Here is a 12,847-nt window from a genome sequence, read left to right on the forward strand (position 1 = left end):
TTGTGAACGACGTTGAACCCTGTGGGAGCTGGCTTGCCAGCGATGGCGCCGGTGAATTCAACACAAATCACCAGTACATGACTGTACATTTCCATCCTTGACGATCAACAACCGGCAGCTCAGTCTGCCGGTTCTGTTTTTTCTCGCGGAGGTGGTCAATGCCCTTTTTCACGGTTGACGGACAAGCACTGCACTACATTGATCAAGGCACCGGCCCCGCCGTGTTGCTGGCCGGCAGTTACCTTTGGGACCAGGCGATGTGGGCGCCGCAGATCGCCGCGCTGACCCCGCACTATCGCGTCATCGCCCTGGATCTGTGGGGGCATGGCGAGTCCGGCAAGTTACCCGAAGGCACCACATCGCTGGACGACATCGCCCGACAGGCGCAGGCCTTGCTCGATCATCTGGACATCGACCGCGTGACTCTGGTGGGGCTGTCGGTCGGCGGCATGTGGGGCGCGCGTTTGGCACTGTCCGCACCGCAACGTCTCAACGGTCTGGTGCTGATGGACACCTACGTCGGCGTCGAGCCAGAACCGACCCGGCAGTATTACTTCTCGCTGTTCAAGCAGATCGAAGACAGCGGCACTATCTCCGAACAACTGCTCGACATCGTCGTACCGATCTTCTTCCGCCCGGGCATCGACCCGCAGTCGGCGCTGTATCAGGACTTCCGCGCGAAATTGAAGAGCTACTCGCCCGAGCGTCTGCGCGACAGCATCGTACCGATGGGACGCATCACGTTTGGCCGCAACGACCTGTTGCCACGTCTGAGCGAGCTGAACCCGTCGACGACACTGGTGCTGTGCGGCGATCAGGACAAACCGCGACCACCCTCGGAAGCCCGGGAAATGGCTGAATTGATTGGTTGCCCGTGCGTGCTGGTACCGGAGGCGGGGCATATCTCAAATCTGGAGAATCCCGGGTTTGTCACTGAGGCGCTGCTGGCGTTTCTGGCCGAGCGCAACCGCTAGACCGAGTGAATTCCAATCGCGGGCAAGCCCGCTCCCACAGGGTTTCAGGTGTTCACATATTCCGTGTTCATCACAAGACTCTGTGGGAGCGGGCTTGCCCGCGATGAGGCCGGGTCAGGCGATAAAGGATCGGTTTTATTTCGCCCCGAGAATCTTCACCAACTTGTCCGGCGAAGGCGCGCCTTGCTGTTGTTGCAGTTCGCCTTTGTCATCCATGTAGAAAATCGCCGGGGTGGCTTGCAGTTCGAGGTCTTCCATCAACTGCATGTTCGCCGCGAGTCTGGTTTGCACGGCGACCGGGATGTCTTTCAACGCCTTGAGGGCGCTGCCCTTACCGGCGCTCTCATGATCTTGCAGGGCTTTGGCCGGGTCTTTCGCCGCCAGCAGCGCGGCTGATTTGCCCGGGCTGTCTTCGCGGATGATGCCGACCATGATGTGGCGCAACTGCACTTTGCCTGCCTTGACCCATGGCCGCGCCTGTTCCCAGAACATGTTGCAGTAGGGGCAATTCGGATCGCTGAACAGGTACACCGTGCGCGGTGCATCCTTGTTGCCGTCCTGAATCCAGTTGCTCGCCTCGAACTTGGCCCAGACTTCCTTGGACATCGGCGCGTAGACCAGTTTCTGCAAAGGCTCGCTGCTCAGGTCCTTGCCGTCGGCGTCGTACAGGTTACCCACCACGACGTGTTTGCCGTCCGGGGTCAGGTACAGCGCCATGCCGCGGTTCTGGTATTGCGCGGCGTACCCGCGCAGGCCATCAGGGGCGTCGAACTGGCCGACGATTTTCGCGCCCTTGGCTTCGATCTTTTTGATTGCGGCGGGCAGTTCTTCAGCAGCCTGCACCGACGGCAAGTGCAGCAGGGCAGTGCCCAGGGTCAGCGTCAGCAGGTGGCGGAGGCGGGGCATGGCAGTTTCCTTGCAGAGTTGGCCGGGGCAACGGCCTGATTCGGGCTTGAAGGCGAAGTGTCGAAGGTTTCCAGGGCGCGGGCGAGGCTGGCGTTCGACAGTTCACCGAGGTGACTGGTCAGCAAGCGACCGTCCGGGCTATAGAACAGCGTAGTCGGTAACGCCATGGAACCCACGGCCTGACCGAGACGGCCGCGGCGGTCGAACAGCACGTTGTTCAGGCTCAGGCCCTGGGTTTCCAGGAACGTCGCCACGCTTTGCATGCTTTCGGCCTGATTGACGAACAAAAATGTCAGGTCAGGGCGCTGTTGCTGGGCATTCTCCAGCACCGGCATTTCTCGCCGGCACGGCGGGCACCAGGTCGCCCACAGGTTGATCACCAGCGGCCCGCCCTGATACTCACTGAGCTTGATGGTTTCGCCAGCGGCGTTGCGCAGGGATATATCCGGCAGGCGCGTACCCTGTTCGTAGATATTCAGCGACAGGGTGGCAAGCAGCCAGAACGCCACGCCACTGACCACGCCGAAACCCAACGGTCGACGCAAAGCGGGCCGGCGCCAGCCGCGATACAACGCCGCCAGCAGCAGCACGATCACTCCGGGCCAGGCGAGGAAACCGCCGTCGCGCAGATCGATGATCTGCCACGGATCATTGCGATAGTGCGACCAGTACAGCGCGACAAACGCAATGCGCGCCGCGAGCATGCCCAGCAAGAACAGGCTGAACAGCGCTGACTCGGGGTTATCGCCGCCGCGCTTGGCCACTCGCCAGCCGACAAATGTCGCCAGCGCCAGAGCACTGATCAGCAGCAGGTGGTTGAGCGCGATGGCGAAGGTGCCGAGGGTGAACGTCAGCATCAGTTGGCATCTCGGGTGGCGGACCAGCGTTGCAGGAAGGTGTCGGCATCGACCTCGCCGGTGATGCGCTGGCTGCGGCGTTCTTCGCCGTCAGCGCCGATCCAGATGAACGTCGGCGGCCCCGGCACTTTATAGCGACTGAGCAGCTCGCGGCTGGCAGCGTTGTCGGCGGTCACATCCAGGCGCAGCAGGCGCACATCGCCCAGGGCCTGCATGACCTTGGCTTCACCGAACACCTTCTTCTCCATGACCTTGCACGACACGCACCAGTCGGCGTAGTAATCGAGCAGTACCCACTGGCCTTGAACCTTGGCTGCATCGAGTTCGCGTTGCAGGGCGGCAGGTTCCTTGATCGTGGTGAAGGAATCGTGACCCGTCGGCGCCGCGCTGGCGACAGGGCCGGCGCTGTAGACCTGCAATGGCTGATACGGATCATCACTGCCGCCCGCCGCACCGATCACCAACAAGCTGCCCCACAAACCGAGCAACAAGGACAGGGCGCCAAACACCTGTGCGACGCGGCCAAACCCTGCGGATTGTTTCCAGGCGCTGTAAGCGGCGATCAACAGCAGAGCGCCGCACAGCCCCAGCCACAACGACGGGTCCAGTACCGGGCGCAGCATCAACGATGCAGTGGCAAGAAAGAGGAAGCCGAATATGCCCTTGAGCAGATTCATCCACGCGCCGGGTTTCGGCAGGAAACGGTTGCCCACGGTGACCAGCAGCAACAGCGGCACACCGATGCCGATGCCCAGTGCAAACAGAATCAGACCGCCGTGCAATGCGTTACCGCTTTGCGCGATGTACAGCAGCGCGCCGGCCAGTGGCGCGGTCATGCATGGCCCGACCAACAGACCGGACAACGCGCCCAGCACGCCGGCGCCGATCAGGCTGCCGCCGCTGCGGCTGCGCGACGCATGTTCAAGGCGATCACGCAGGGCCACCGGCAGTTGCAGTTCGAAGAAGCCGAACATCGGCAATGCCAGCACCACGAAAATGGCGGCAAATGCGCCGAGCAACCAAGGATTCTGCAACCACGCCTGCAGGTTCGCACCGAGCAGCGCAGCAATCACGCCCATCGCCGCATAAACCAGTGCCATGCAGATCACGTAGCTGCTGGCCAAGGCAAACCCGCGCCGTGGTGTGGCGCCACTGCCGACAATCATCCCCGCCAGAATCGGCAGCATCGGCAGCGAACACGGGGTAAACGCCAACAGCAGACCGAGTCCGAAGAACACCAGCAAGCTCCAGCCCAGCGCCCGTTGTTGCAGACTGCTGGCCAACGCCTGATCCGGGGCTTCAGCGCCCGTTGTTGCTGCGGCTTTGCCACCCAGATCGATCACCCTGGTTTGCGGTGGATAGCACAGACCGGCATCGGCGCAGCCCTGATAACTGACCTTGATCTGACCGCTGGCGGCCGCCGGGATTTTCACTTCCAGGCCTTGGCGATAGACCGGCTGCTCGCCGAAGAACTCATCGCTGTGGGATTCGCCTTCAGGCAACACCGGCTGCTGATCGGCGGCCAGTCCGTCGAATTTCAAACGTTTCTGATACAGGTAGTAACCGTCAGTGATCTGCCAGAACAGCTGGGTGTCGCCCGAGTCCAGACGCTCTGAGGTGAGTACGAATGCCTTGTCGACGGGTAAAAAGTCCGGCTTGGACTCGAACGGATTGTTTCCGGCCTGAGCCAGACCGGAAACCAGTAGAGCAAACAGAAGAAAAAAATGACGCATGGAGGAGCCTTGTCCCTGTGCAAGTGGGGTGCAGGATGGGCGGCGGCGATTAACCGATAATTAACCCTATCCTACTAGGCTCTCCGGGATTGACCAATCAACCACGCAGCAGGCCGGGCCAATTGCCGTCATCAATGGTTCTGGGGCCGGCAACGAGTCGATCGGACTGAATGTTGTAAGTGAGGTACTGATTATTGGTCAGGAAGATATACCAGTAACTGTCTGCAAATGTCCGGTCATTCTGCGCCGCGGTGATTATCCGGTCCTTGTAAGGTTTCAGCGCGCCCAGCTGATATTCGCCGAAACGGTTGTACTTGACGGTCTTGGCCTTGTAGTCGAAAGACAGGTAGTGGCCGTCATCGAGGATGAATCGAAACAGGAAAGGGTAGCCGGTCAGTTGAAACCAGGTGCCGGCGATGATCTTGTCAAAATATGGAAGAATCGGCTTCCATACCGAGTCGGCTACCTTGTAGAAGGCGGCAACTTTATCGCTGTCCTGATCGTATTTGCAGACCATCGGAGTTGTTCCGTCATAGAAGAAAAGCCAGGCAATATCCTCGTCACTTCCGGCGTTCCAGCCGAAGGAAGTGGTAGTCAAGCCAAAGCGCAGATCTTTGGTATACGGGGCGAAGTTGTCCCAGTTGCCTGCCGTGGCGGCTGGATAATTGGACGGGACACTATTGTCGCCGATATCAAAGCGCGAATAGGTATCGGTGTCCTTGAAGAAAAAATAAATTCGATCAGGGCCGGAGCGCCAGTCTATGGCAACAAAGTTATTCAAGTTGGTCATGTTTAAAAGTCCATTTAAGTTTGGAGTTGAAGTTGCCGGTTGAAACTAGATGAAGTTGCATTGGCGATAAAGGCTGGAATTGTTTCCGGATGGGTAACGGGGTAATAAAGTTTGCATGGCATGCTCGCGTCGGTTGCTGGGCTGCGACAACCTGACTGCATTCTCGTGCAGCTTTGCGAAGTCGACGTGTGCCGCCATAATTGCCCCTTAATCCTTGCCTGCTTCACTCGCCTTTTTTATTTCCGGAGCCCCTATGCACGTACTGGTTTGCGAAGACGATGAGCTGATCGCCAGCGGCATCGTCGCCGGGCTCAAGGCACAGGGCCTGACCGTCGAGCATGTCAACACCGCGTCCAAGGCGCGGGCGATGCTCAAGGTCGCCGAATTCGACGTGATGGTTCTCGATCTCGGGTTGCCCGACGAAGATGGCCTAAAGTTGCTCCAGCAATTGCGGCAGAGCGGCCTGGAAATCCCGGTTCTCATCCTCACTGCCCGTGACTCGGTGACCGATCGTGTCGACGGTCTGCAGGCCGGCGCTGACGACTACCTGCTCAAGCCTTTCGACCTGCGCGAACTGTTCGCTCGCTTGCAGACGCTGTTGCGCCGCGTGGCCGGGCGCAGCGTGAATCTGATCGAGCATGGCGCGCTTACTTACGACCCGAGCAGCCGCGAAACCCGCCTCGCCGGGCAACCGGTGGACCTGTCGCGCCGCGAGCAGTCGCTGTTGCAGGCATTGCTGCACAATCGCGGCCGGGTGCTGTCCACCGAACAGTTGAAGGACAGCGTCTACGGCTTCAACGATGAACTGGAAAGCAACGCACTGAACGTGCATATCCATCATCTGCGCAGCAAGCTTGGCAAAGGCATCGTCGAAACCGTGCGTGGTCTGGGCTATCGCCTCGGGCCTGCCGATGGCGGAGAGCAAGGCAAGTGATGAGCCTGCGCCTGCGCCTGAGTCTGACGCTCGGGGCCGCCTTCGCGTTGATCTGGGCGCTGGCGGCGGCATGGATGCTCAGCGATCTGCGCAATCAGATGATGTTTTCTCTCGACCAGCGTCTGGTTGCCTCCGCGCGCATGGTCGCCGGCTTGCTCGAGCAATTGCCGACGCTGCCGAGCAAAGGCGAGGGCACCCACTTCAGTGCTGAACAGCTGAACATTCCCGGCGGCATGGCCTGTCAGGTCAGCTCATTGCGCGGCGAGATTCTCGCGCGAAGCCACAACAACCCCGAGCAAGCGCTGGAAGCCGAGAAAATGGGCTTCCACGATCAGATGATCGACGGCGCACCGTGGCGCAGTTTCACCCTGGCCCGGGGCGATGTGCGGATCACTACGGCGGATCGGCAGATTGAGCGCGAAGCCTTGAACATGTCGATTCTGCTCGCCGCTTCGGTGCCGGTCGGTGTGGCCTTGCTGGGTTGCCTGTGCCTGCTGTGGCTGGGCATCGGTCAGGGTCTCGCACCACTCAATCGTCTGCGCGAGGCGCTGATGCGGCGCAATGCCGATTCCCTTGAGCCATTGCAGTTGCAGGCGTTTCCCAGCGAATTGAAGCCGTTGCTGGAAACCCAGAATCAATTGTTCCAGCGCATCGGCAAGACCATCGAGCGTGAACGTCGCTTGACCGGTGACGCCGCGCATGAACTGCGCAGTCCGCTGACGGCGATCAAGACCCACCTGCAAGTCGCGCGCATGACCGATGGCAGCGCCCGCGATCAATCGCTGGCCCGCGCCGAGGAGGGCGCCGATCGCCTGCATCGCACCCTTGAACAGTTGCTGCTGCTGGCGCGGGTCGAAGGCAGTCTGTCGTTCGATGACGGCTCGCAATGCAGCGCCGAGCAAGTGGCCCGACTGGCGATCCAGGACGCCACCGGCGGTGAACGGCTGCGGATCAAACTGCACGTGCCGGACGACCTGTCCGCCGCACTGCTGCAAATGCCCGCCGTGCTGGCGATTGCTGCACTGCGTAACCTGCTCGACAACGCCCTGCGCCATACGCCTGAAGATTGCGCGGTCGAGGTCCATCTGGAAAACATCGGCAATCGCGTGCGTTTTGTCGTGCGTGACCATGGTCCTGGCATTGCGCCAGATGATTTGCAGCATCTGACCCAGCGCTTCTGGCGCAACGGGCAGAGCACCGGTTGCGGGCTGGGGCTGGCGATTGTCCAGGCGATTGTTCAGCGCTGTGACTGCGCCCTGCATTTCGACAGCCGCCCGGATGGCTTGCGGGTGGAACTGACCATGCCGTTGCAAACCCTCTGATCTCACCTCGGACCCCTGTGGGAGCGAGCCTGCTCGCGAATGCGGTAACTCACTCAACATCGACGTTGACTGGTCCGACGCTTTCGCAAGCAGGCTCGCTCCCACAAAAAACCATGTTCTGGCACATCAAATGTAACTTCTCGGCGTTCGCTATCCGCCAGGGTTGGGGCTAAGGTCAACCCAGCTTTGACTCAATGGATTGAGGGAACTGCGCCATGGAAGCACCCGTCTGCGTACGTTCGGCCACCCTGGCCGACACCGGCATCATCAACCGTATTGTCGAGCGCTCGATCCGCATCGGATGTGCACTCGATCACCGCAACCATCCACTTCTCGTCAGCGACTGGCTCAACCGTTCTCACGCCGATTTCATCAGTAGCCGGCTCGCCGACCCACATTTCTATCTCTGCGTCGCTTTGCTTGATGACAAACCGGTCGGTGTCGGCATGGCCCGGGTCAGTGGCGAAATCCTGCTGTGTTACGTCCAGCCGGAATCCTTCCGCCGAGGCGTCGGCCGGGCGCTGATGCAGAATGTCGAAGGCTGGTTGCGGGTTCGCGGTGTGCGCAATGCTCACCTCAACAGCACCCGCACCGCCGAGGGGTTCTATCGGCACCTGGGTTACCAACAGGCAGCGCCACCCGATCTTTCCAACGGCTTGCAAACCGTGCCGCTGCGCAAACCTTTGTCCTCACCGGCCGGACAACTCGATCAAGGGTGTAAATCCGCACCGCGCTGAAGCGTTTCCAGAACAGGAAAACCTGCAAGTGCGCCCCGCGACCGGAACGCGCACCTGTCGGTGTGCTGTTCTGGTCACTATCCATAGCGAATTGAGGGGTCGAGAGATGTCAGTCGCCACCAGTCTTATCGAAGCGTCGTCGGCCCGGGTCGCCTCGGCGCCGGCGGAAACGTTGTTCGAATTCAACGAATCACCGTTGTTGGCGCGGCAGAGCCGGCAGGAGTCCAACGCGCGCAGTTACCCTCGGCGTATTCCCTTGGCGCTCAAGCGTGCCAAGGGCTTGTATGTCGAGGATGTTGAAGGACGTACATTCATCGACTGCCTGGCTGGAGCCGGCACGCTGGCGCTGGGGCATAACCACCCGGTGGTGATCGAGGCGATCCAGCAAGTGCTGGCCGATGAGTTGCCGCTGCACACCCTCGACCTGACTACGCCGGTCAAGGATCAATTCGTCCAGGACCTGTTCGGGCTGCTGCCGACAGAGCTGGCGGCGCAAGCGAAGATCCAGTTCTGCGGCCCGACCGGCACCGACGCCGTGGAAGCAGCGCTGAAACTGGTGCGCACCGCAACCGGGCGCAGCACCGTGCTGTCATTTTCCGGCGGTTATCACGGCATGAGTCAGGGGGCGTTGAGCCTGATGGGCAGCCTGGGGCCGAAAAAACCACTGGGTGCCTTGCTCAGCAACGGCGTGCAGTTCATGCCCTTTCCCTACGACTACCGCTGCCCGTTCGGTCTCGGCGGCGCAGCGGGCGTCAACGCCAATCTGAGTTATTTGGAAAGCCTGCTCAACGATCCCGAGGCCGGGGTGCAATTGCCGGCGGCGGTCATTGTCGAGGCGGTGCAGGGCGAGGGCGGCGTGATACCGGCGGACATCGAGTGGTTGCGCGGCTTGCGCTGGATTACCGAGAAGGCCGGTGTGGCGTTGATCGTTGATGAGATCCAGAGCGGTTTCGCCCGTACCGGCAAGATGTTTGCCTTTGAACACGCGGGTATCGTTCCGGATGTGGTTGTACTGTCCAAAGCTATCGGTGGCAGCCTGCCGTTGGCGGTGGTGGTGTACCGCGACTGGCTCGACACTTGGCAACCGGGCGCCCATGCCGGCACGTTCCGCGGCAATCAGATGGCCATGGCCGCCGGTTCAGCGGTGATGCGCTATCTGGTGGAGCACAAGGTTTGCGAGCACGCAGCCGCCATGGGTGATCGACTCAGCGAGCATCTGCACATCCTGCAACGCGACTTCCCGCAGATGGGCGATATTCGTGGGCGTGGCCTGATGCTCGGCGTCGAACTGGTCGACCCGAACGGCGCGCCCGATGCGCTCGGTCATCCGCCAGCGTTTGCGCGTCTGGCGCCGCTGGTACAGCGTGAATGCCTCAAGCGTGGCCTGATTCTGGAGCTGGGCGGTCGCCATGGCGCAGTGGTGCGCTTCCTGCCGCCGCTGGTGATCACTGCCGCGGAAATCGATCGGGTGGCCGAGATCTTCGGCCGCGCATTGGCCGCTGCCACCACCGCGCTGTAAATTTTTCCGCGCGGCGAACGTTCTTTCTACATACCCGGCTGCATTCTTTGTGCAGCCGACCTTACAACGATGGAGAACCAGCATGACGTCAGTATTCGACCGCGAGGACATCCTCTTTCAGGTCGTGGTCAACCACGAAGAGCAATACTCGATCTGGCCCGATTACAAAGCTGTGCCGCAAGGCTGGCGTACCGTGGGCAAGAGCGGCCTGAAAAAGGAATGCCTGGCCTATATCGAAGAAGTCTGGACCGACATGCGCCCATTGAGCCTGCGCCAGAAGATGGATGCACAAGTCGCGGCGCAATAAGCGACCGGGCAAAAGAAACCCGCTGGACCAGTGATGGTCAGCGGGTTTTTTCATGTCTTGAATTTGTATTGCTTGCACAGTCTCATCGCTGGCAAGCCAGCTCCCACAGGTATTGTGGTTGATCACAAATGTGTGTTCGCCAAAAACTCTGTGGGAGCTGGCTTGCCAGCGATGAACGATGACTCGGTATCAGCCTGACTACGCTCCGCTCAACCCCTTGAGCAACAAATCCACATTCCCCTCCAGCTCCGCCAGCGGATCCGCCGCATCGGTACTCAACACCACCAAACGGCTGCCGGATTCGGCAATCGCCGCTTTCACCGGCTCCGCGGGCTGGCGATGGTGCAGCACCACCGCCACGTCATTGTCCTTGAGCGTCGCCGTCAGCTTCTTCAACTCCTCTGGCGTCCACTCGGCATCAGGCCGCGCGTCCTGTCCGGCCAGTTCAAGGTTGAGGCTGCCAATCAGATAGCCGAAGTGATCGCTCAGGCTCATCACGCTCAGGTTGTCCGCCTCGGCCAGACGCGCTTCGGTGTCCGCGCTGAGTTTCAGCAAACGCTGTTTCAACGCCGCCAGGTTGGCTTCGATTGCAGGCTTGGCGCTCGGCGCCAGGCGCACCAGGTCCGCCGCCATCACATCGGCCATGCGCCCCATGTTGTTGCTCGCCAGCCATGGCTGACTGTTCAGGCCATCAACCTGCAGGCCCGGCTGCACGGCGATGCCGGGCAGGGCGCCGTCGACCGGGCGCGCAGCATCGACTTCGACGATACGGATGTTGCTGCGCCGCGCGATCGGGTACAGCGGATCATCGGCCCACAGCGAACGCAGACCGATTACCGCGTCCGCGTCGGTGGCCAGTTTGCTCAGCGCCGGAGCGCCACGGCCGGTGAAATACGCAGTCTGACGGCTACCCGGAAGGTTGGCCGGCGCCGCCCGTTCAAGTTTGACGTCGGTACCCTTGAGCAATGCTTCGCCCAATCCATAGGTGATCGGTAACGAGGCCAGAACGCGCAACGGTTTCGCAGTTTCAGCCGCCATCAACGGAGTGCAGACCACGCCACACAGGGCCATGGCCAGAGTCAGGTTACGCAATGAAAAAGCCATTTATCCAAGGTTCCCTTTCAGGCTGGGGACGACGCCGCGCGCAATGGCGGCGAGGGCGAAAGCGATGCCGGCGACCAGAATGATCGCGGCGCCGGACGGGATCGGCAGATCGAAGACGATCGGCGCAAGAATCCCGCACAGGGTGCTGACGGTAGCGATCAGCACCGAGCACCAGAAAAACCCTTTCAGCGACTGACTGAGCAAGCGCGCCGCTGCCGCAGGAATCACCAGCAAGGCACCGACCAGAATCGCGCCAATCACCTTCACTGCCGCGACGGTGATCAAGGTCACCAGGATCACGAACAGGTAATCCAGGGTCTTCACCGCTACGCCACGCACCGCCGCCAGTTGCGGATTGAAACTGGCGAGCATGATGCGGTTGTACAGCGGCAGGGCGAGGGCCATGACCAGCGAACCGACGATCGCCAGCACCGCCAGATCATTGCCGTTGACGGTCAACACCGAACCGAACAGCACGTTTTCCAGAATGTGCACGTTGATCTTGCCGGCGAGAATCAGCAGCAGGCTCGCGCCCAGTGCCAGTGACACCGAGAGAAACACGCCGATCAGCGTATCCGGTGCCAGCCCGGTGCGGTTGCGCAGGTAGTTGAGCAGGATGCCGAACAGCAGGCAGTAGCCGAACAGACTGCCGTACGGGCCGGTGTAGGGTTCGCCGAGCAGGATGCCGATGGCGACACCGGTCAACGCGGCATGGCCGACTGCTTCGGAAAAGAACGCGAAGCGCTTGACCACCACCAGCGTGCCGAGCCCGCCCAGCACCGGGCCGATCAGCAGGCCGGCGAGCAGGGCGTTGACGACAAAGCCGTAGGCCAGCGCTTCCGGCAGATAACCGGAAGACGCCCAACCCTGGACCATCAAACGAAAGGCTTCGTAACTCATCAGACCGCGCTCCGTGGATGGGTGGAAAACAGCGTCAGCAGACGTTCCGGAGTCAGCGCCTGTTGCGGTGTGGCATCGAACAGCACGCGGCGGTTGAGACCGGTAACCCGATCGGCCAGCCGACCCACCGCTTCCAGGTCATGCTCAATCCACAACACCGTGATCCCCGCCGCGCGCCAGTCAGTCAGCAGACGTTCGAACACCTGGATCCCGGCCTCATCGAGGGCCGACATCGGCTCGTCGAGCACCAGCAGTTGCGGCGCCGGAATCAAGCCCTGCGCGAGCAGCACCCGCTGCCGCTCGCCGCCGGACAGCGCGCCCATGCGCCGCTTGCGCTTGTCCTGCATGCCGACGCGCTCCAGTGCCTCGCCGATGGCGCCGGCGTAGTGTTTGCTTAAACCGAGAAAGGCCGGACGGCGTTGACACATGGCGGCCATGAAATCGTCGACGGTCATCGGCAAGCCGCGATCGAACTCCAGCGCCTGCGGAACGTAACCAATGGTGCCGGGCTCGCCGGGCCAGTGCAGGCTGAGCTGGCCCTGATGCGGCATCTGCCCCAGCAGCGTTTTGATCAGCGAACTCTTGCCGCCACCATTGGGGCCGACCAGCGCATGCACGCTGCCGGGCTGCACCTGGAAAGTGACCTTGTCGAGAATCGTCGTGCGCCCCAGCGTCAGGCTCACTTCCGTAAACTCCAGCGATGGCCCGGGTATCCCCTGTGGGAGCGAGCCTGCTCGCGAATGCGGTGCGTCATTCAGCGAAGC

The 12,847-nt window shown here is 61.3% G+C and carries 13 protein-coding genes; 6 read left to right on the forward strand and 7 right to left on the reverse strand.

Translation table 11 applies throughout. From position 1 onward, the window contains the following. Positions 1–158: 158 nt before the first annotated feature. Positions 159–974 (forward strand): alpha/beta fold hydrolase, encoded by an 816-nt coding sequence (locus F8N49_RS18860; protein ID WP_151552086.1) that lies wholly within the window; start codon positions 159–161, stop codon positions 972–974. A gap of 135 nt (positions 975–1,109) precedes the next feature. On the opposite strand, the gene dsbG is transcribed toward F8N49_RS18860, so the two are convergent. The 4 genes from dsbG to F8N49_RS18880 form a co-directional block, all read right to left on the reverse strand. Next, on the reverse strand, positions 1,110–1,880 hold the full coding sequence (gene dsbG, locus F8N49_RS18865; RefSeq protein ID WP_151552088.1) for a thiol:disulfide interchange protein DsbG: 771 nt from the start codon (positions 1,878–1,880) through the stop codon (positions 1,110–1,112). Beyond that, on the reverse strand, positions 1,856–2,737 hold the full coding sequence (locus F8N49_RS18870; RefSeq protein WP_071173088.1) for a TlpA disulfide reductase family protein: 882 nt from the start codon (positions 2,735–2,737) through the stop codon (positions 1,856–1,858). The genes dsbG and F8N49_RS18870 overlap by 25 nt, the downstream gene beginning before the upstream one ends. Then, positions 2,737–4,470: a protein-disulfide reductase DsbD gene (gene dsbD, locus F8N49_RS18875; RefSeq protein ID WP_122751436.1), complete on the reverse strand. Its 1,734-nt coding sequence runs from the start codon at positions 4,468–4,470 to the stop codon at positions 2,737–2,739. The genes F8N49_RS18870 and dsbD overlap by 1 nt, the downstream gene beginning before the upstream one ends. A 97-nt stretch (positions 4,471–4,567) precedes the next feature. After that, positions 4,568–5,260, reverse strand: coding sequence for a hypothetical protein (locus F8N49_RS18880; protein ID WP_071173086.1), 693 nt, complete (start codon positions 5,258–5,260; stop codon positions 4,568–4,570). Positions 5,261–5,513: 253 nt separating this feature from the next. Here F8N49_RS18880 and F8N49_RS18885 point away from each other — a divergent pair, with 253 nt between their 5' ends. From F8N49_RS18885 to F8N49_RS18905, 5 genes are all read left to right on the forward strand, one after another. Further along, positions 5,514–6,194, forward strand: a complete 681-nt coding sequence (locus tag F8N49_RS18885; RefSeq protein WP_016770812.1) for a response regulator — start codon at positions 5,514–5,516, stop codon at positions 6,192–6,194. Beyond that, complete coding sequence (locus tag F8N49_RS18890; protein ID WP_122751435.1) at positions 6,194–7,516, forward strand: ATP-binding protein; 1,323 nt, start codon at positions 6,194–6,196, stop codon at positions 7,514–7,516. Before F8N49_RS18885 ends, F8N49_RS18890 begins: the two co-directional genes overlap by 1 nt. Positions 7,517–7,731: 215 nt before the next feature. Next, positions 7,732–8,253 carry a GNAT family N-acetyltransferase gene (locus F8N49_RS18895; RefSeq protein WP_151552090.1) on the forward strand — a complete coding sequence of 174 codons (522 nt, stop codon included), beginning with the start codon at positions 7,732–7,734 and terminating at the stop codon, positions 8,251–8,253. 106 nt (positions 8,254–8,359) lie between these two features. After that, entirely contained in the window at positions 8,360–9,772 is a 1,413-nt protein-coding gene (locus F8N49_RS18900) for an aspartate aminotransferase family protein (protein ID WP_151552092.1), read from the forward strand. An 82-nt stretch (positions 9,773–9,854) separates the two neighbouring features. After that, positions 9,855–10,079, forward strand: coding sequence for an MbtH family protein (locus tag F8N49_RS18905; protein WP_016770808.1), 225 nt, complete (start codon positions 9,855–9,857; stop codon positions 10,077–10,079). Positions 10,080–10,277: 198 nt separating this feature from the next. On the opposite strand, the gene F8N49_RS18910 is transcribed toward F8N49_RS18905, so the two are convergent. Genes F8N49_RS18910 through F8N49_RS18920 form a run of 3 tightly spaced genes read right to left on the reverse strand, consistent with a single transcriptional unit; the run spans position 10,278 to position 12,796 of the window. Next, positions 10,278–11,183 carry a metal ABC transporter solute-binding protein, Zn/Mn family gene (locus F8N49_RS18910; protein WP_073472505.1) on the reverse strand — a complete coding sequence of 302 codons (906 nt, stop codon included), beginning with the start codon at positions 11,181–11,183 and terminating at the stop codon, positions 10,278–10,280. Further along, a complete protein-coding gene (locus F8N49_RS18915) occupies positions 11,184–12,083 on the reverse strand; it encodes a metal ABC transporter permease (protein ID WP_007917717.1) in 900 nt (299 codons plus the stop codon). After that, entirely contained in the window at positions 12,083–12,796 is a 714-nt protein-coding gene (locus tag F8N49_RS18920; protein WP_178117014.1) for a metal ABC transporter ATP-binding protein, read from the reverse strand. Before F8N49_RS18920 ends, F8N49_RS18915 begins: the two co-directional genes overlap by 1 nt. Positions 12,797–12,847: the final 51 nt, after the last annotated feature.

Source organism: Pseudomonas sp. GXM4 (assembly GCF_008923895.1).
Classification (GTDB): domain Bacteria; phylum Pseudomonadota; class Gammaproteobacteria; order Pseudomonadales; family Pseudomonadaceae; genus Aquipseudomonas; species Aquipseudomonas atacamensis.